The organism is Anaerolinea thermophila UNI-1 (assembly GCF_000199675.1).
Classification (GTDB): Bacteria; Chloroflexota; Anaerolineae; order Anaerolineales; family Anaerolineaceae; genus Anaerolinea; species Anaerolinea thermophila.
In genome coordinates, this window is sequence record NC_014960.1 from 930006 (window position 1) to 948383 (window position 18378).

Here is an 18378-nt window from a genome sequence, read left to right on the forward strand (position 1 = left end):
AAATTTACCCCGCCAGCATGAAAATCCAGGTAGCAAGCACAAACAAAAGAAGAGTTACCGCACCGCTTCCCCATAGCAGGTAGGCTGCAGGGAGAGTGCGTTCTTGCCGATAAAAGTACACCCCTATAATCCAATCTGTACCCAGGAAGAGCAAACCCAGAACGGGTAAAAGCAAAATTTGAATAGAGGGAACGGGGGCAAGAGATGCCCCTTGTGGAGAGTATCCCAATGGTACCGTTGCGCGGGTGAGAATGGCTATCCCACTGCTTACCAGCAGGGCAAGAAACAACCCTCCACCCGTCAGAATCAAGCGCCGGGCAATCTGATCCTGCCATATGTGTGCCAGAAAGACCATTGGGCGGATGGACTGCGAGGAAATAGGCTGTAAACTGCCCAGTTCTGCCACGTACCGGTAGGCGCGCATGAAGGCCGAGACGTTCTCCGGTGAAATGGCGTAGATTTTCTCGGGTGTGGCAATCAGCAGGATGGAGTCGGGATCGGAAGCCAGGAACTCAATGGCACCCAGTTCATGGGAATAGACATTTCCGAGCACAGCCCCCGGAAAACGCAGCAATGGCAGAGGCACACGGAAGCCCAGTTCCTTCATCGGGCGCACCCACTCGATGTGGGACATGGGAATGTCCTCAGCGCGTAACCCCCAACGAAGACGCAGTCCCTCTCTTTCAAGAATATATTGCCCTCGCAGTAAACTGTAGAGGGCATATAAAATCAGAGGCACAGGCACCAGCAGGATAACCCCAAACAAGAGCAAGCCGGTAAAGCGGCTTTGTTCCTGTTGAGAGGTGCTCAATGCAATGCTCAATCCACCTGCACCTGTCAGGATCAACGTAACCAGGCTTAAAAATATCAAGCCGTACCGGCGGGGTGGGGTAAACAGCGCAGGTAGTTCCATGCCTCACAGAACGGATTGCAATGCCCGGCACACAGTTTCAACCTGTTCCTCGGTCATCACACTGGAGAAGGGCAGAGCCAGACCACGTGCGCCCAGGTCTTCCGTCACCGGGTAATCCCCCGGTTGGTATCCAAATCGCTCCACCAGATAAGGTTGCAGGTGGATGGGCAGGAAGTAAGGGCGCACGGGAATTCCTTTCTCTTCCAGTCTTTGAGCCACTTCTTCACGGTTGATTCCCCGCGCTAGGCGGATGACGAAGACAAACCACGAGGACCGGGTGGTTTGGGGGGCAATGTACGGCACTTCCACTGCGGGGATTTCCGCAAGGCGTTCCATGTACCAGCGTGCTACCTGCTCGCGCTTGTTCAGCAAGGTTTCGATGCGGTTCATTTGTGCCGTGCCCAGTGCTGCGCTCATCTCATCCAGACGATAGTTGTAGCCCAGGTAAGTATGCTGAAGCCATGTGTCGCCGGGAGCACGCCCTTGATTGCGCAAAGCCATCATCAGCATGGCGGCGTCCTCGTCGTCGGTGACAATCATCCCCCCCTCGCCAGTGGTAATTTGCTTGTTGGGGTAGAAGGCGAACACCCCACAATCGCCCAGCATGCCCGCTTTGCGCCCCTTGTACTCCGCCCCCAGGGCTTCGCAGGCATCTTCAATGAGGTGCAAGTCGTACTGGTCGGCAAGATGACGGAGTTCGTCCATGTCAGCCGGCTGACCAAACACATCCACTGCCAGAATGGCTTTTAGACGTTGTGGGGAGACGGGTAGATGACGGGGGAGCCAGCGTTGTGTTGCTTTGCCGCCTTCGCTCAAATCGCGCAGGGCTTGGGCGGTTTGCTCCACATCCATGTTTCCGGTCTGCGGGTCAACGTCCACGAAGACGGGGATGGCATTTTCGTACAGGATGACGTTGGTGGATGCCACGAAAGAAAAAGGGGTGGTCAGCACCAGATCGCCGGGCTGTACCCCGGCGGCACGGATGCACAAATGCAATCCCGCAGTTCCCGAATTCACGCCAATGGCAAAGCGCGCGCCGGTAAACCGTCGGATGGCTTCTTCAAATTCGCGAATGCGTTCCCCCATACTCAGATGGGGGGTGTGCAGGACGGCAAGAACGGCTTCCCTCTCCAAATCGGTGAGGTCGGGGGAAGACATTGGGACAACGGGTTGTTTTGAACTCATGACTTGAATTTTAACGCCTCTTTGAAGAAATCAGGGCAGGTTGATTTCCACCTGACTGCCTTTTTCTAAAGACCGGATAGTGATTTGAAGCACCTTTCCCTCTTTGGTTGCGCTGAGGGTAAAAACTTCGCCTGTGCCGGCATCGGCTGTGAGTTCCCATCCGCTCTGGACGAGGGCATTACGCAGTTCGTTAACGGCTTCTTGAGCCGACTGAGCAATCTTCAGAGTCAATTGAGAGCCTTGCCAACCCGCAGAAAGAATTTTCAAAGGCAAGGGAAGGTCTTTCAAAGTCAGGTTATCACATTCTTTAGGCAGGGAAACATGGGTATTCTGAAGATCCAGCAGATAGTATTCCCATGAGAGCGTACCTTTGGCGGCATGTCCTTCAATGGCAAATTCACCTTCGGCAGAGCCTTTAAAGTACAGCACCGTAGAGTGTTGGGCATCTACCCATACCTCGGCGTTCCATTGTTGCGGAGTTCCCAAACTCAGGCGCAAATTGCCCACGCGAAAATGGTCGGCTTCAATACCGTTGAAGGTAGTGCGGGTGCCCAGTTTTTCGCCCAGGCTCAAGCCTTCGAATAAATTGTCAAACTTCAGGACGTTATCTTCCTGTTCTGTTACCTGAGGCAGCATGATACAGGGGAAAGAGGCACTGATCTCTGAACTGACCAGGTATTGCCGGTCTCCCATTTGATAAAGTTCAAATGAACCCGGCGGCAGATTGGGGAGAACAATCCGGCTCATGCGATGCTGGGCTTGCTCATCGCGGTTGACCTCTTCCAGAAAGTCCATTTGTACTTCCAGGGGCGCGCCGTTTTCATCCTGTCCTTTGAACAAAATGGTTGCCTGACGGCGGTAACTGGAAAAAGCATTCAGCCCGCGGTAGATGCTTTGCTCTTGTTGGGTGGAAACGCTCGGAGATGGCGTGGGTGTATCCAGCGCGCATGCCAGGGTGACGCCCAGAATACTGAAGCAGGCGATGAGCATTTGCAGGAAACGTTTCATGTTATCCCCTCTGAGATAAAGATTTGCGAATCCAATCGGAGAGGTCTTCCAGCGGAATAGTTTGGCGCTCGCTCTCCCAGCGTTTGCGCACTTCAATCCCCCCTTGCTGAAGCGAGCGCTCGCTTAACGTCAGGCGGACAGGAACACCGATCAGGTCGGCATCGTTGAATTTCACCCCCGGACTTTCGGAGCGGTCATCCACCAGCACGTCAAGATTCATTTGTTCCAATTGTTTCAGCACTTCGGGCAGGGCAGATGCCACACCATTTTCTTTTCCGGGTAATACCACCAGATGCACCTCGAAGGGAGATGCCTGGGGCGGAAGAATCAGTCCATAGTTGTCGTGACGCAATTCTGCCAGGCAGGCAAAGGTGCGCGTCAGGTTCAGGGTATGGATTTCCATCCAAACCGGTCGGGATTGACCGTTTTCATCAAAGTAATTCAATCCTCTATCACGAATGAAATCGGATGAAAAGCGTATACTGCGGGCTACCGTCAGCCCGCGCGTTTCACTCAGAGGCTCTCTGCATTCCGGACAGGCGTATCCGGGTTGTGCCAGGGCGATTTCGGCAACCTGTGTGGCGGTGTAGTCGCGTCCGTAGACGGTGTTCAGCAGGTGATAGCCTGCCTCGTTTGCTCCGGCGACCAGATTGGGCGTCCCGGGAATCTCGGTATCCACGATGACATGCACGCCTTTCAGCCCTACGGGAGAGGCGTAGCCGGGTTCGGCTCCCGCGGCGCGAATGGCTTCCTCTGAGGCGGGGAAGAGTGCCTCAGCGCCGGTTGCCCGCCGGATGGCGGCTTCGTTCACCTCGCGGTCGCCGCGCACCACGGCAAAAATCAGTTCCTCTTTCCCCTCGCGCCGGGCAGTGAAAAACACTGCCTTGGCGGTTTGCGATTCAGGGATACCCAGAAACTTTGCCAGGTCGGCGATGGTTTTACATTCCGGCGTGGGGACTTTTTTTAGAGGAAGGGGAGAATCTGAGACGGGTTCAGGACGGGCAAAACGCGCTGCGCTTGAGGCGGCGGTGTAGCCGCATTCTTCGCATATCAGCAACCTTTCTTCGCCAATCTCCAGAGGAATCATCCATGCCTGTCCGGTTTGCAGTCCGGCAAAGGGCAGGTCTTCTCCACCGACCAGAGGCAGAGAAAGTCCACGCAGGAAGCCCAGCAAGGTACCCGCCAGGTCTGCCGAGGTGCGTTCCAGTTCGCTTTCTTCGCGGTGCAGGCTGATGATTTCTAGGACAGTTTGGGAGCGTGCAGAAAGCAGTCCGCCCCCCCGTTGAGGTGTTTCTTGAGGACGTTGGTTGAGAGAGAACCACAACACTGGTAGTTGACGGTGAGAGCGCAAATGGACGGAGAGGAAATCCAGAAGAGGAAGGTGCGCCAGGTCGGCTCTTTCGCCAGAAGGGGGCAAATGGATTTCCATTCCTCCCAGTGCTTTAATCTCTTCGAGAAACGTTTTGCGCATCCGATTCAAAGCGCGCGTGCCCAGGGGCGGCAGGAAAGGCGTTCCACCCGCTACGGGGTGGATGTACCCTGCCCGCACCAGAAACTGCTGTCCCGGACGTTCCAGATCAGCCGGGGCTTGCCGGCGGGTTTGCGTAAACAGTTGTGTAAAATAGGTTACAGGACTCATGTGTAAAAGTTCATCCACAAAGAGGTTGTTCGGTACAGGATAGTGGTCAGTACACTGCCGGTCTTTTGCATTAGCCATCCAGAGAGGATGGCTTGACCGATCATAATGACCAGATTGAGCCACAGCACAATGTATGCTCCCGATGCCAGAAGCAGGGGCAGCCGCCACAGGGTATTGAGTGCCGCTGTTGCCAGCACGCCCTGACGTTCTCCCAGCCACCAGCACAGGCGCATCTGCACATAACCCCGGAAAATCGTCTCTTCAGCGAGGGCAATCCCCAGGACTACCAGCAAATAAGCGATTTCCTCACGGGAAAGCCCATTCAGTACGTCCATGACGCGGTTGCGCAGGAAGATGGTCAGCAGAGCAAGTGCCAGCCCGGTTTGTATTCCCAACCGCAGGTTAGTGGTGTTCCACCCTGCCCCTTTGAGAGGTTGTCCGCGCAGGAAAAGCGCCGCCAGGGTGATAACCAGACTGATCATCGCAAGGATGAACAGCGGATTGAGACTCCGGGCAGGCTCCGGAAGGCGGATGAGTTCCCAAAGCATTTTGCCCGGGCTGGATGAGGCAAAAATCCACCCTATCAGCACCAGCACACCACCCACGGTCAGGGCGACGATGCCGTCCCGGCGGGCGTATCGAAAACCTACGGTTTGTTTACGAAAGCGCGGGGTCGCAGAAAGAAGCCAGGCTACGGCAATAACGCCCAGCCACTCGGTAAGTATAACAATCCATGAAGGGGTTAGTTCCATTGGGGTTATGCAGTCTCCGACGAAGATTCAGAGGATGAGGTTTCCAGTGGAAATTCGATTTTTTCTTCCATGCGCACCTGCCCGCGCAGGAATCCACCTTCTTCGGTAGCCAGTGCGCTGATGATGACATCGCCCCATACGCGCCCTGTTCCACGGATTTCCAGTTTCTCGGCGGTGATGTTGCCGGTGACCGTGCCAGCCACAATCACCGTGTTAGCTTGGAGTGTCTGACACACTACTTTACCTGTCTCGCCGACTACTACCAGCCCGCGCAAGGTAATATCTCCCTCAAAAGTGCCTTCAATGCGGATGCCACCGGTTCCTCGCAGGTTGCCTTTCCACAGAATACCGGGTCCCAGCACCGAGGTGACCCGCTCTACGGGCATGTTAGGGTTGGGCGGGGGAGTTTGCGGGGGAGTCTTGCGAAACATATGTACCTCCAGATTGAGATGAAGAATGGAGAGGGGGCCAGATGTGACCGGCGCGCACACGCGTTCCGTCCGGAACATCGGCTTTGACGGTGGCGCCATTGCCAATCAGACAATGTTTTCCAATACGGATGTTCACATTGATTGTCGCTTGCATGCCGACTTGCGTATAGTCTCCCAGAGAAACTCCGCCAGCCAGGGTGGCACCCGGTGAAAGGTTGGTAACCCGCCCCAGACGGCAGTGATGCGAGGCAATGGCGCCCACATTGATGAGCGAACCAAACCCTACTTCCACGCAGGGCCCCACGTAAGCCATTGCCAGCACCTGCGCGCCGGGGTGCAGAATAGCGGCAGGCTCTACCAGGGCACGGGGATGCACCAAGGTGGGGAAGAAGTACCCGGCTTGTTCCAGTTGGGTGAACACACCTTCCCGCGCCAAAGGATTGCCAATCCCACCCACGCCGTTGACTGCCAGCCCTACGCCTTTTCGACGCCATTCAGCCAGGCATTCAGCGCCGCCCAGCACCGGCACACCCAGCAGGGTCTCACCGCGGGAAAGGCGGTCGTCTACCACACCCACCAGGCGGAAGTGCCCTGCCTGGCGGATGAGTTCCAGGAGTACCTGTCCATGTCCGCCGCCCCCATACACCAGCACTGCATCCGGGTCGTAATCGCCAGAAGTGTAGTCGCTTTGCTGAATCCAGCCAATGACTGCGCCTGCCAGCAGAACCTCTCCGGGATGGTGATGTACCCCTGCAAGACTGCCCGACTGCGGCGCAAACACGGGGATTTCTTCGACGCCTGAAAGCAGAGTGGCTACCGGCTGTCCCGCCAGAAGCCACATACCCTCGCGCACTTGCCATTCTTTCAAAACAAAAATTTCGGAAGATGCCAAAGAAGGGACGCAGACAGGAACGAATTGCATGTTCTTTTTATACCATGAATTCATCACGCGCGCGAAACCGCCAGGGGATAGAACGCCAGGGCTCCGGCACGCTATCAATGCCGATGCGCGCAGTGCGCTCGATATATTCCTCAGGAATGTCCTGCCCGCGGGCAATCCATAACCCATTCTCGGTCACGGTGAGGTCTGCGCCGTTGAGTTTTCCGTCAATCTCAAAGGCGCGGCACAGTTTGGCGGGACCATCCGTCCAGTTCTTTGGAGGTACTCCCTTGCGCCGTTCGCGAATCCAGGCTTCGCCTTCTACAACCCGTACTGCGCGGATAAGTACAGCCGCGGGGAATCCTTCTCGCTCGGTGACCACGTTCAGCAACCAGTGCATTCCATAGGTAAAGTACACGTAAGCATGCCCGGCTCTGCCAAACATGACTCTGGTGCGTGGAGTCAGTCCGGCGCGGGCATGGCAGGCAAGATCTTCCTCACCACGGTAGGCTTCCGTCTCGGTGATGATTCCGACCAAACGGATGGAATCGAATTTCCGAATTAACCGCATTCCCAGCAAGGAACGGGCTACATCCAGCGTATTTCTGTCGTAAAATTCTACAGGGAGCGCTTGATCAGACATGTGGGTATTGTACAACAAGTTTGGCGTTCCCCTAGAGAGGTGTGCCCATGAAGATTCGATCGGATGTTGCCTTAACGTTTGACGACGTGTTGCTGGTGCCGCGCCGTTCCGATGTGCGCAGTCGTAAACAGGTGGATACGTCTTCCTACCTGACAAAACAAATCCGCCTCAAAATTCCCATTGTCTCTGCCAATATGGATACCGTCACCGAGACGCGCATGGCAATTGCTATGGCACGTCAGGGAGGCATTGGGATTTTGCATCGCTTTATGACCATCCCGCAACAGGTGGAGATGGTGGAGCGCGTGAAACGTGCTGAAAGCATGATTGTGGACAATCCCATTACCATTGCCGCCAGCGCAACGGTCCAGCAGGCACGGGAGTTGATGGCAGAACGAGAGGTTGGCGGGCTGGTGGTAGTCTCTGATGAAGGCAAACTGCTGGGGATGGTGACGACCCGAGATGTCTTGCTGGCGGTGAATGGCGATGCTCCGGTGAGCCAGGTGATGACGCCACGTGAACGGCTGGTTGTGGCAGGGAAAGAGGAAACGCTGGAATCGGCACGAGAAAAACTGTATCAACACCGTATCGAAAAGTTGCCGCTGGTGGACGAAAATGATCGTGTGGTGGGATTAATCACTGCGCAGGATATCGTCAAAATCCAGGAACACCCTAATGCCACCAAAGACGCCCGCGGGCGCTTGATGGTGGGGGTAGCGGTGGGTGCGCGGGGGGAAGATGTAGAACGCGCTCAAGCCTGTGTGGAGGCAGGTGCGGATGTGGTGGTGATTGATATTGCCCATGGCCATTCCGACCTGGTTCTTGACATGCTGAGAACACTGAAGAAAAAACTCTCTGTACCCATCATTGCCGGCAATGTGGCAACGGCCGAAGGCGTGCGCGACCTGGCAGAAGCCGGCGCCGATGCTGTCAAGGTAGGGGTAGGTGCAGGCTCGATCTGCATCACCCGTGTTGTGACCGGCTTTGGCATTCCACAACTCACCGCAATTCTGGAATGTGCTCGTGAGGGTCAACGCTTGGGTGTGCCAATTATTGCCGATGGTGGGGTGCGCAATTCAGGCGATCTGGTCAAGGCGCTGGCGGCAGGTGCCAGCACAGTGATGCTGGGCAGTGCACTGGCAGGAACAGATGAAAGCCCGGGCGCTTCCGTGGTGCGCGAAGGACGCCGTTATAAGGTGGTGCGCGGTATGGCGTCGCTGACTGCCAATATCCAGCGCAAAGCCATCGAGAAGGGCGAAATCAGCGAAGAAGATTGGGGGGAGGTTGTCCCGGAAGGTGTAGAAGCCATTGTGCCAGCCCGGGGCACGGTAGTGGACATTCTGCATCAATTCGTGGGCGGCTTGCGTTCAGGGCTGAGTTATGCTGGTGCGCACACCATTGAGGAATTGTGGAAGAACGCTGAGTTTGTGCCCATTACCCAGGCAGGTTACCGCGAGTCCGGGGCACACGATGTCAGCAAAATTTAGCCCCTAACGCTGGCGAATACGAGCGTCCTTTTCAAGAGTTAACTGCAACCCCTGGCGGAGTCCCACGGTAGGTTGATAGCCAAGCAACTCCCGCGCCAGGGTGATGTCGGCGCACATGCGTTGAACCCCGCCGTCGTTGCGCGGATTATAGATCACCTGCGGGTGACTGCCGGTGACTTCCAGAATCAACTGCACCAGTTCGCGGACGCTGGTTTCGGTGCCACTTCCCACATTGATAATTCTCTGGTTTATCTGGGTCGCGCTTGCTGCCGCTACCATAGCGTTGACCACATCGTCCACAAAGACGTAATCGCGGGTCTGGTTGCCGTCGCCGTGTACCACAATGGTGCCGTTACTCCAGGCTTGTTTTAAAAAGTGCGGAATCACGGGGGCATGAACGGGGGGCAAATGCTGTCCCGGACCGTAGGCGTTGAACACGCGCAGGATTACGGTTTCGATACCCCACAACCTGCCGATGGTGTTGACATAATACTCGGCAGAGAGTTTAGAGACCGCATAAGGCGAGCGTGGTTGTGGACGGGCATCTTCAGAGAGGGGCTGGTGTTCCTGCTCGCCGTAGACCGCCCCGGAAGAAATCAGCACCACCCGGCGCACGCCCACATCGCGCATGGCTTCCATCAGGGTCACTGTACCGCCTACATTGACGTGATTGTATTCGCGCGGGTAAAGCACCGACTCGGGCACGGAGACTCGTGCCGCCAGATGATAGACACAATCCACGTCCTGCAACAGCGTCCACAGTTTGGGACGATCGTTGATATCCCCGCGAGTCAGGTGAACGTCGGGAAGGAGTGCATCGGGTGAGCCGGTAGAGAGGTCATCCAGTCCACGTACGCTATGCCCTTCACGCACCAATTGGTTTGCCAGTGCCGAGCCAAGAAATCCAGCCGCGCCAGTAATCAGAAATCTCATCGTCATTGCTCTTCGTGAAAGCGTTTCCTAAAAATCCAGTGTTTCGATTATAGCATGCTTGATGATTTTGTTCTTTTTTACATGTGACAAGTATTACCGCTTATCTTTAATGAAGTGGTTCATAATGAAGAAAATGTATTATGGAGGTGTAGAATGGATGAAACCTTGAAAAACCTTGCCGAGGCTTTTGCCGGAGAGTCGCAGGCACGCAACAAATATCTGGCATTTGCTCGAAAGGCGGAAGAAGAAGGTTACCCACAGGTGGCTCGCTTGTTCCGCGCTGCTGCAGAAGCAGAATTCATTCATGCGCTCAATCATTTCCGGGCAATGGGCGGAATCGGGACGACCGAAGAGAATCTGAAAAGTGCAATCGGCGGTGAAAACCATGAATGGGTGAGCATGTATCCGCCATTTGTAGAGCAAGCCGAACGCGAAGGAAACAGACGGGCAAAAACTTCGTTTGAATATGCCATGGCAGTGGAGAAAACCCACGAAATGCTCTATCGCGAGGCTTTGGAGTCGTTAAGTTCTGACATGGAAGCATACGACTACTACGTTTGTCCGGTTTGTGGTCATACCCATCCGCGCAATGCGCCGGAGAAATGTCCTGTCTGCGGCGCACCGGGAAGCAAATTCATCAAAGTTTCTTAAGGCAACATTACCAGGTTCCTTCTCCGTGGTGAGGGCTTCCGTCTGATGAGCGCGAAGCCCTCACTCTTGTTAAACCGTTAATTTTGTCTTAACTAGGGTATGCCATTCAGCGCTTGTCTGAGAATCTCAATTTTATATAATATATTCATCGTCATGAATATATCTTCTGCGGCTTTACAGGAAATCGCTGACTTTTTTGAAGTGCTGGCTGTGCCAACCCGTTTGGGAATCCTGCTGGCGATTGGCGAGCGGGAAGTTTGCGTTTGCCACCTTGAGGCGGTTCTGAAACTCCGTCAGGCGGCAATTTCCCAACATCTCCAGGTGTTTAAAAAGAACGGGTGGGTGATTTCACGCCGTCAGGGAAGATTTGTGTACTACAAACTGAGCAACCCATCTGTTCTACCCCTGATTTATGAAGGCGCAAGGATGAAAGGCGTGTCTCAAGAGCAAATAGAGTACTTTTTTACAGCCCCCATCGAGGGGTGTTCCTGCTCTTTGTGCAATCCAAACTCAAATAAACCGTTCTGTTAAGTCTCAATATTATTTCAAAGGAGTTGTTCAAAATGGAGAAACCATTGACCCAAAGACTGTCTGTGCTGGACCGCTACCTCACCTTGTGGATTTTTCTGGCAATGGCGCTTGGGGTGGGTATTGGCTATTTCCTGCCCGGTGTGGAAGAGTTTGTCAACCGCTTTTCGGTGGGTACGACGAATATCCCCATCGCTATCGGGCTGATTTTGATGATGTATCCGCCTCTTGCTAAAGTTCATTATAACGAACTGGGAGATGTATTCCGTAACCGTAAGGTACTGACTCTCTCGCTCATTCAAAACTGGGTGATTGGTCCCATCCTCATGTTCCTGCTGGCGGTGATTTTCCTGCGCAATTACCCGCATTACATGGTGGGACTGATTATGATTGGGCTGGCGCGCTGTATTGCCATGGTTATCGTGTGGAATGAACTGGCTAAGGGCGATACTGAGTACGCCGCGGGATTGGTGGCTTTCAACAGCATCTTCCAGGTGCTTTTCTATAGCGTCTATGCCTATGTGTTCATCACCGTACTGCCTACCTGGTTTGGCTTACAGGGCAGTGTGGTGGATGTGACCATTGGGGAAATTGCCCGCAGTGTGTTTATTTATCTGGGAATCCCCTTTATCGCAGGGTTTATTACCAACATGGTCTTACGCCGCATGAAAGGCGAAGACTGGTACTACCATCGCTTTATCCCGCGCATCAGCCCGATTACTCTGGCGGCATTGCTTTTCACCATTGTGGTCATGTTCAGCCTCAAAGGGAACTTGATCGTCACCATCCCCGGCGATGTGCTGAGAATTGCCGTACCGCTGTTGCTCTACTTTGTACTCATGTTCCTGGTAAGTTTTGGAATGGGCAAACTGGTGGGGGCTGACTACAGCAAAACTACTACGCTTTCCTTTACTGCGGCAAGCAATAACTTTGAGTTAGCCATTGCCGTGGCGGTGGCAGTCTTTGGCATCAATTCCGGCGAAGCCTTCACTGCCGTCATTGGTCCCCTGGTGGAAGTTCCGGTGATGATTGGCCTGGTGAATGTGGCTTTCTGGTTGCAAAAACGCCTTTTTGCCGGAAAAGCCTCAGTCACTGCCGAAGCCACCCCTGCCAAATAGTTCGGGATTCGTTTGTATGAAAACAGGGCGGAGTGTGAATTCACAATCTCCGCCCTGTCATTTTGTGAAAGCGGGTTATTGCCTTAAGGTCAGCACTGCAGGGATGCGGTCGAACATCCAGAATCCCAGCGGAAGCCCGATAATGGTAGCACACAGCAGGTAAGCCACTTCCATCCATAGAGCGGAGAACCACCAGCCGATCAGGATAAAGTACAGTGCCCGCAACAGAAAGGGCAGTTGCCGGGGCTCAACTTCACTCTTCACCAGCGTTCCATCCGCGCGTCGATAAACAGCAACTTCACGGGCAGGCTCGCGCAGGGCGATCACTTTGGGGAGCATGTTCAGCATGACGATGCCGATGGGAATGCCCAGGATGCTGATCATGAACAACCAGGCAACAATCATCCATGCCTGTCCAAGCCACCAGCCGATGAATGCAAACCATAGCAGTTGAATCAGACAGCCAGGGTTGCGGCGGGTTTCTACCACTACAGGTTCGTAACTCATATCTTTCTCCTTTGATTTCACTATATGAATACGTCAATCAAAGCCAAAAAGTTGCAGGGGTATGGTTACAAACCAGACAAAAGGGGGAGAATCAGGGAGATTCAGGATGGGAGCAGGCTCTTTTGCCAGATTTCTACCCGGTTGCGTCCGAAGGCTTTGGCGTGCAAGAGGGCTTGATCGGCTTGTTCAATTAACTCTTCCAGAGTCTGTTGAGGGGATGCCAAGCGGGTCATCCCCAAACTGATGGTGATGGGCAGTTCCAGTTCTTCGATGCAAAAAGATTTTTCAGCAACGGCGAGGCGTACCCGCTCGGCGGCGCTGTAGCCACTTTGTAAATCGCTCTCTGGGAGCAGAAGGCAAAATTCTTCTCCCCCGTACCTGCAGATTAAATCGGCTTCTCGCAGGGTTTCCCGCAGGCGCTGTGCCAGTTCCTGCAAAACCTCATCCCCTACCGAATGCCCATAGGTATCATTGACCCGTTTGAAATGGTCGATGTCTGCCATGACCACCACCAGCGGACTGCCAAAACGACGACTGCGTTCCATTTCGTGGCGTGCCAGTTCAAAGAATCCGCGCCGGTTGTACAGATTGGTCAACGGGTCGGTGATGGCAAGGACTTGCTGATAGGCATGTAGCATTGCATTTTGCAGTGCCATACCTGCCTGGTTGGCATACACCTGCGCCAGCAATTGCTCGCGATGCGTGAACGGGCGAATCTTGAATCTGCCTACGGCAATTGTCCCCAAAATACGCTCACCAGCAAAAATGGGCACGCCCATCCATGAACGGATTTGATACGGTCCTCCCCAGTTCTCAAAACGCGGGTCTGCCTGTGCGTCTTTCAGCAAAACAGGCTGGGCGGTTTGCAAAATTTCCTGAAAGAGCGCGTCCTGAATGGGGTAAGTCTGGTTCAAAATATCTTCTCCCTCAGGGATGTTGCGGTAGGCTACAGGTTTCATTTCTTCATTTTCGATGAGAAAGAGAATACTGCAGTCACACTCAAACAAGGTCTCCAGATGCTCCAGAATGATCTGGCTGAGTTCCTGTTTATCCAGTGTAGCGGTCAGAGCAGCGGTAGCGCGGCGCAGTTTCTCCGAATCGGCAGCCTGTTGCTCAGCCAGTGTTTGGGATTGAATCCTTGCCAGAATCAGAGCAATCTGAGAGGCGGCTTGCTCCGCAAGGGCAATTTGGGCTGTGCTCCATCGGTAAACGGGGGCTTTCCCAAACAAAATCGCCCCGAATTTCTGGTTTTCGATGATTAAAGGAATCCCCAGCAGAGATCGCACAGGGAAGGTCTCAGCCACGCTTCGGGAGATGTAAGGGGTGTTTAATATATCCTCAATGGCGATGGGCTTACCCATTTTCATCAGGGAGAGCGTCAGGTTGGGTTCGCCCGGTTCGGGAGAAATTTTTACATAATCTTCGGAGCCGGGACCGTATGCCACTACGGGGATGACCTTAAGGGTTTCTTCGTCAAAACGTGTAATGTAACATCCATCAGCAGAAACCAGGGCTGCCACACGTTCCACAATGGCGCTGAGCATTTCATCGAAGCGGGTATGGCTCAGGGAAATCTGAATGATTTCATTGAGCAGGGTCATTTGCTGGGCGTACCGGCTGGTTTTCTCGTGGAGAAGGGCATTGGAAATGACCAGAGCGGCTCGGTCTGCAAAGACCTGAAGCAGGCGACGTGCCCGCTCATCAAAAGCATCCAGGTGAGGGCTTTCAAGGTTGAGTACGCCAATTGCTTCACCGCGAGCGATAAGAGGTAATACCAGTTCCGACTGAATGGCGGGAATGGCTTCATAATACTGGGCTTCGGCTTTCACATCGGGCGCATAAACCATTTGCCCTGAACGGAAACATGCCACTGTCAGCCCTTTTCCATTCAGAGGCAGGTGATGTTGTCCCAACGTGATCATCCCTGCTTCTCTGGCAAGCATGAGGTGGGTGTGATCTTCATTTACCAACAGGATGCTGCAATGCGATTGCGAGAATTCCCTCACCACCGTCTGGACGATTTTCTCCAGAATTTCATCCAGCGAATCACCCGCACTGAAGAGGGGCTCGAGGGCGCGGAACAGCGTGCTGTTTTCCATCAGTGTCTGCTGTGCTCGCGTGTACAGTTGAGCGTTTTCGATAGCAATGGAGGCTTGCGTGGCAAAAGATTGGAGAAGGACTGCGGTTTTCTGGTCAAACTGCCCTTTCCGTTTGCTCCCCACGTTGATGAATCCAATAACCTGGTCATGAAGCAAGATTGGCGCGCTGGCAAATGAGCGAATCCAACCCGAAGTCGGTAAACTGATCCAGCGAGGGTCGTGTTGGGTATCGGGTATGGCAAGGGCTTTGGCGCTTCTGGCTACTTCCTGCAGGGTGCGAAAGGTAGCCAAAGGGCTGCGCCAGTTTGGTCGCGGGGAGAGATAGCCGGTAGAAATTCCGCGATTGCGTACCATGACCAGGGTTTCCCCTTCCAGCATCATGATGTTAGCGGCATCGTGATCCAGAATCTTTTCCAGGTGCAGAAGAATACGGTCGAAGACCTGATCCAGATCCAGGGTAGAGGTCAGGGCTTCGGCAACATCTCTCATGGCCGTGGCAATGGCACGTTGTTCTCTTTCGGCTTCAAAAAGATGCACATTTTCCAGAACTGTGGCTGTATGTCGTGCAAATGCCTGCATCACGTCAAGAACTGCGGAAGGAAGCCTGGTATTTTCCGGGTACAGGCAGATCAACAGAACAGGCTGACCGGGATTCGGGTTGACATTCCAGAGGTTGGCACGGCGGAAAAGGGCGAGGGGTGTATCCTCAGGCGGCGTAAAATTAATATCCGTGTATCCTCCAGAGGGAATGTGCTCAAAGAGGTGTTTGCCCTCAAATAGGGTGGGAAGCAGGGTTTGGGCGCTGAGATGAGAAATTCCCCAATGCGACAGACAAACCCATTCTCCGTTCCGTTGTTCAAGCAATGCCCCGGCATCGGCGTGGGTCAGGTTAATGGCTTCAGTCAGGATGGTTCTGTAAATTTGCGGGGTATGCAGTTGCCGGCTGATGGTGCGGGTATATTCAATCAGCAGGGAGAGCAGGCGGTTACTCTCGATAATTTGCTCATCATAGCGAATGCGCTGGGCAACCTGACCCAGGTGCGCCGCGGCAATTTGCAGAATGGCTAAATCCTGTTCTCGCCAGTAATTTGCCTGTGGGTGGCTGATCACGACCCGCCCGATAATTTCATCCTGTGAGGGGATCAACGCGCTCATGGTGGAGGCAACTCCATACCGGGCAAGAGGTTCGATCAAAGCATGCAAGGGGTGTTCGGGAGGTAGTTGACTCCAATCGGGGGTCAATCCACTTTGATAACGCAGGTTCTCCAAAGTGCTTTCGTTTTGAACCAGAAAATGTTTGAGTTCTTCCGGTACTTTATACAACCGGCTAACTTCAAAAATCTCGATCCATCCCATTCTGGCATCGAATAATTCGACAATCCATTCAATGGCTTTGTCACTTAATTCCTGCAAATTCAGCGAGGATGCGGCAATCCCGGTTAAGGCATTCAGCGATTCCAGTTGACTGGCGCGGTGCCTCAATTGTTCATTAGCCTCTTGCAAAGAGGCTACACTGGCTTGTATGGCAAGTTCAAGATTCTGGTTGATCTGGGTTAACTGCTCGTGCTGGATTTGAATCCGATCAAGCATCTGGTTAAAAACTTTCCCCAACCGGTCCAGTTCATACAGCGGGAGGGAAGGGGCGCGTTTCCCCCAATCTCCCTGCTGGATGGATGCCGTCAGGGCTTCCAGACGCTCCAGGGGTTTGGTACCAATGATACGGACAAGAGCGTAAATCACAGCACCGATGAATAAAGAGGTCAATAACGATAACATCAGATTGCGTTGGTGAGTCGCCCGCAACATCCCCAGGGAGCGGGAACGATTCACCTGCCTTGCCAGGACCACAGGTGGGGAAGAAAGCGAGGGAATAAAGGACACCCCTATCCAGGCAATATCCTTTTCAGCATCCCACACAACCCATTCGGGATTCTTCAGGGATTTCTCGATAAATGGGAGAGGCGGGGGTTGTAAGTCCAGTTGAGTATATACCCGTACGGGAATGCTCCCATCCGGTTCAATAATCACAATTTGCTGCGAGCGAGTGATACTGAGCAAGTCGGTCAAAATGGCGCTGACCGTATTCCAGTCTTCGTGGATAAATTCGTCGCGCAACGGCTCAAGCAGCGCCCGACTGGTGGCGATTTCACCGGTTGCAATAACTTCGCGGTAGCGTTGAATTTCGGTGTAACTGCGAAAAGAAGCCTCCGCTATTGCAACAATGACCCCCAGCAAGATTGCGATCAGAACAAGATAAAACGCTCGTATTTTCATTCTAAAATGGGAAAAACACCCAACTGCTTTTTTTAATTCTATCACTGAAGTTCGGACATGAGTTAGGACATATGGATGTATAAAGAGCCTCACAACCGATACTTATAGTTCGCAAAAACCTATCGGTAGGAGGCTCCACATGGATAAGGATATCCCGATGCGGTCTTTCATGCAGCAGTTTTTTGATGATGAAACCATTGCTGACAAAGCGGCAGAAATTGGGCAAGCCATGCTGGCAGCCCGCTCGTTGCAGCTGACGGAGATTGCGGTCAAAATGCGCGGCAGCAGCGCAGCCAGTTACAAACGCATCCAGCGCTTTCTGCGAGGGATTGACCCGCGCGCCATGCTATGGCGTCTGTTTTGTGAACAAGCCGAGTATGTGATGGGCGACCCGACCGAGATCGAGCGTCCGCAAGCGCGGAAGACGGAGTATGTTGGCACGCTCAAAGACGGCAAGACCAAAGGCTTCTGGATGTTGCTGCTGGCTACACCGTATCGAGGCCGGGCGATTCCCTGCGGCTTGTTGACTTACTCGTCCAGGACGATTGGGGCGGGTCTCTCGTCGCGCAATTTGAACCATGTCCGTGCGTTCGCTGAACTAAAAGACCTGTTGGGGGAGCGTCCGTTGGTGTTGGATCGCGAGTTCAGTTACCTCGAATTGTTGCTCCATCTGGTCGAAGAGGGAGTGAACTTTGTTTTTCGGCTGAACCAGGGCAGCCACCCGCCCAAGTTCTGGGATGCAGACGGCAAGGAAGTGGTCTTATCGCTCTCGCCCGGCGAAAAGGTCAGCCACTCGGCGCTGTGGTACAAGGGCAAGGTGTGCGTCAACCTGATCGGCGTGTGGAAAAAAGGCTTAGCTGAACCGCTGTGGGTGATGACCAACCTCGAGCCCGAGCGGGCGTGGCAAATCTATCTCTCGCGAATGAAAATCGAGCAAACCTTCCGCGATTTGAAGGGACTGCTGGGAATGACCCGGCTGATGAACAAGCGGCAAGAGAACATGGAAAAAATGCTGGCACTCCTGCTATTGGTTTATGCCATTGCTCTCCTGGTTGGGGAAAACCTGCGAGACCGCCTGTATGGGCTGCCGACCCACCCACAGGAGCGTGTTGATCTCGTTCCGCACCAGATAGGCAAGAAATGGCGTCGCTATTCCGGTTTGTTTATTTTGCTCAATCAGAAACGGCGACTTCCAACCCGTGAGTGGCAAGCAATTATCAACTGTGCCTTGCAATCGTTCGCTGCTATCGTTCACCCCCCTGTCCCAACTCATGTCTGAATTTCAGCTATCATACTTGACGAAATGACGCATTGCGTTATAATGAAAATT

At 53.7% G+C, this 18378-nt stretch carries 16 protein-coding genes; 5 read left to right on the plus strand and 11 right to left on the minus strand.

Features of this window, described 5'->3' with window-relative positions; genetic code table 11:
* Positions 1-4: 4 nt before the first annotated feature.
* Genes ANT_RS04220 through ANT_RS04255 form a run of 8 tightly spaced genes read right to left on the minus strand, consistent with a single transcriptional unit; the run spans position 5 to position 7451 of the window.
* Complete coding sequence (locus ANT_RS04220; RefSeq protein ID WP_013559270.1) at positions 5-913, minus strand: PH domain-containing protein; 909 nt, start codon at positions 911-913, stop codon at positions 5-7.
* Between the two features lie 3 nt (positions 914-916).
* On the minus strand, positions 917-2098 hold the full coding sequence (locus tag ANT_RS04225; protein WP_013559271.1) for a DegT/DnrJ/EryC1/StrS family aminotransferase: 1182 nt from the start codon (positions 2096-2098) through the stop codon (positions 917-919).
* A 30-nt stretch (positions 2099-2128) separates the two neighbouring features.
* On the minus strand, positions 2129-3106 hold the full coding sequence (locus tag ANT_RS04230; protein ID WP_013559272.1) for a hypothetical protein: 978 nt from the start codon (positions 3104-3106) through the stop codon (positions 2129-2131).
* A gap of 1 nt (position 3107) precedes the next feature.
* Positions 3108-4745, minus strand: coding sequence for a proline--tRNA ligase (locus tag ANT_RS04235; RefSeq protein ID WP_013559273.1), 1638 nt, complete (start codon positions 4743-4745; stop codon positions 3108-3110).
* Positions 4742-5497, minus strand: coding sequence for a CPBP family intramembrane glutamic endopeptidase (locus tag ANT_RS04240; protein ID WP_013559274.1), 756 nt, complete (start codon positions 5495-5497; stop codon positions 4742-4744). The genes ANT_RS04235 and ANT_RS04240 overlap by 4 nt, the downstream gene beginning before the upstream one ends.
* 5 nt (positions 5498-5502) lie before the next feature.
* Positions 5503-5928: a bactofilin family protein gene (locus ANT_RS04245; protein ID WP_013559275.1), complete on the minus strand. Its 426-nt coding sequence runs from the start codon at positions 5926-5928 to the stop codon at positions 5503-5505.
* A complete protein-coding gene (locus tag ANT_RS04250; protein WP_041454624.1) occupies positions 5885-6850 on the minus strand; it encodes a NeuD/PglB/VioB family sugar acetyltransferase in 966 nt (321 codons plus the stop codon). The genes ANT_RS04245 and ANT_RS04250 overlap by 44 nt, the downstream gene beginning before the upstream one ends.
* 7 nt (positions 6851-6857) lie before the next feature.
* Positions 6858-7451, minus strand: coding sequence for a DNA-3-methyladenine glycosylase (locus ANT_RS04255; protein WP_013559277.1), 594 nt, complete (start codon positions 7449-7451; stop codon positions 6858-6860).
* A 47-nt stretch (positions 7452-7498) separates the two neighbouring features.
* On the opposite strand from ANT_RS04255, the gene guaB reads away from it, so the two are divergent.
* A complete protein-coding gene (gene guaB, locus ANT_RS04260; protein WP_041454626.1) occupies positions 7499-8938 on the plus strand; it encodes an IMP dehydrogenase in 1440 nt (479 codons plus the stop codon).
* Positions 8939-8941: 3 nt separating this feature from the next.
* Here the strand turns inward: guaB and ANT_RS04265 are convergent, their stop codons facing one another.
* Positions 8942-9871 carry an NAD-dependent epimerase/dehydratase family protein gene (locus ANT_RS04265; protein ID WP_013559279.1) on the minus strand — a complete coding sequence of 310 codons (930 nt, stop codon included), beginning with the start codon at positions 9869-9871 and terminating at the stop codon, positions 8942-8944.
* 153 nt (positions 9872-10024) lie between these two features.
* Here ANT_RS04265 and ANT_RS04270 point away from each other — a divergent pair, with 153 nt between their 5' ends.
* The 3 genes from ANT_RS04270 to arsB all read left to right on the plus strand — a co-directional run bounded on the left by ANT_RS04270 (position 10025) and on the right by arsB (position 12168).
* A complete protein-coding gene (locus ANT_RS04270) occupies positions 10025-10522 on the plus strand; it encodes a rubrerythrin family protein (RefSeq protein WP_013559280.1) in 498 nt (165 codons plus the stop codon).
* Positions 10523-10675: 153 nt separating this feature from the next.
* The gene (locus ANT_RS04275) at positions 10676-11053 is read left to right on the plus strand and encodes an ArsR/SmtB family transcription factor (RefSeq protein ID WP_049784813.1); all 378 of its coding nucleotides are present in this window, start codon (positions 10676-10678) and stop codon (positions 11051-11053) included.
* Positions 11054-11085: 32 nt separating this feature from the next.
* Positions 11086-12168: an ACR3 family arsenite efflux transporter gene (gene arsB / locus ANT_RS04280; protein ID WP_013559282.1), complete on the plus strand. Its 1083-nt coding sequence runs from the start codon at positions 11086-11088 to the stop codon at positions 12166-12168.
* 75 nt (positions 12169-12243) lie between these two features.
* Here the strand turns inward: arsB and ANT_RS04285 are convergent, their stop codons facing one another.
* Together ANT_RS04285 and ANT_RS04290 are read right to left on the minus strand one after the other, a co-directional pair.
* Positions 12244-12675 (minus strand): YccF domain-containing protein, encoded by a 432-nt coding sequence (locus ANT_RS04285; RefSeq protein ID WP_013559283.1) that lies wholly within the window; start codon positions 12673-12675, stop codon positions 12244-12246.
* A gap of 101 nt (positions 12676-12776) precedes the next feature.
* On the minus strand, positions 12777-17048 hold the full coding sequence (locus ANT_RS04290; RefSeq protein ID WP_013559284.1) for a GAF domain-containing protein: 4272 nt from the start codon (positions 17046-17048) through the stop codon (positions 12777-12779).
* 157 nt (positions 17049-17205) lie between these two features.
* On the opposite strand from ANT_RS04290, the gene ANT_RS04295 reads away from it, so the two are divergent.
* A complete protein-coding gene (locus ANT_RS04295) occupies positions 17206-18327 on the plus strand; it encodes a transposase (RefSeq protein ID WP_041454629.1) in 1122 nt (373 codons plus the stop codon).
* Positions 18328-18378 lie beyond the last annotated feature (51 nt).

Excerpts from the sequence above, each read along its gene's own strand:
- ANT_RS04240 (WP_013559274.1), bottom strand. The coding sequence starts at position 5,497 with ATGGAACTAACCCCTTCATGGATTGTTATACTTACCGAGTGGCTGGGC.
- ANT_RS04230 (WP_013559272.1), bottom strand. The coding sequence starts at position 3,106 with ATGAAACGTTTCCTGCAAATGCTCATCGCCTGCTTCAGTATTCTGGGC.
- ANT_RS04245 (WP_013559275.1), bottom strand. The coding sequence starts at position 5,928 with ATGTTTCGCAAGACTCCCCCGCAAACTCCCCCGCCCAACCCTAACATG.
- ANT_RS04250 (WP_041454624.1), bottom strand. The coding sequence starts at position 6,850 with ATGCAATTCGTTCCTGTCTGCGTCCCTTCTTTGGCATCTTCCGAAATT.
- ANT_RS04265 (WP_013559279.1), bottom strand. The coding sequence starts at position 9,871 with ATGAGATTTCTGATTACTGGCGCGGCTGGATTTCTTGGCTCGGCACTG.
- guaB (WP_041454626.1), top strand. The coding sequence starts at position 7,499 with ATGAAGATTCGATCGGATGTTGCCTTAACGTTTGACGACGTGTTGCTG.
- ANT_RS04225 (WP_013559271.1), bottom strand. The coding sequence starts at position 2,098 with ATGAGTTCAAAACAACCCGTTGTCCCAATGTCTTCCCCCGACCTCACC.
- ANT_RS04270 (WP_013559280.1), top strand. The coding sequence starts at position 10,025 with ATGGATGAAACCTTGAAAAACCTTGCCGAGGCTTTTGCCGGAGAGTCG.
- ANT_RS04220 (WP_013559270.1), bottom strand. The coding sequence starts at position 913 with ATGGAACTACCTGCGCTGTTTACCCCACCCCGCCGGTACGGCTTGATA.
- ANT_RS04285 (WP_013559283.1), bottom strand. The coding sequence starts at position 12,675 with ATGAGTTACGAACCTGTAGTGGTAGAAACCCGCCGCAACCCTGGCTGT.
- arsB (WP_013559282.1), top strand. The coding sequence starts at position 11,086 with ATGGAGAAACCATTGACCCAAAGACTGTCTGTGCTGGACCGCTACCTC.
- ANT_RS04255 (WP_013559277.1), bottom strand. The coding sequence starts at position 7,451 with ATGTCTGATCAAGCGCTCCCTGTAGAATTTTACGACAGAAATACGCTG.
- ANT_RS04275 (WP_049784813.1), top strand. The coding sequence starts at position 10,676 with ATGAATATATCTTCTGCGGCTTTACAGGAAATCGCTGACTTTTTTGAA.
- ANT_RS04290 (WP_013559284.1), bottom strand. The coding sequence starts at position 17,048 with ATGAAAATACGAGCGTTTTATCTTGTTCTGATCGCAATCTTGCTGGGG.
- ANT_RS04295 (WP_041454629.1), top strand. The coding sequence starts at position 17,206 with ATGCGGTCTTTCATGCAGCAGTTTTTTGATGATGAAACCATTGCTGAC.
- ANT_RS04235 (WP_013559273.1), bottom strand. The coding sequence starts at position 4,745 with ATGAGTCCTGTAACCTATTTTACACAACTGTTTACGCAAACCCGCCGG.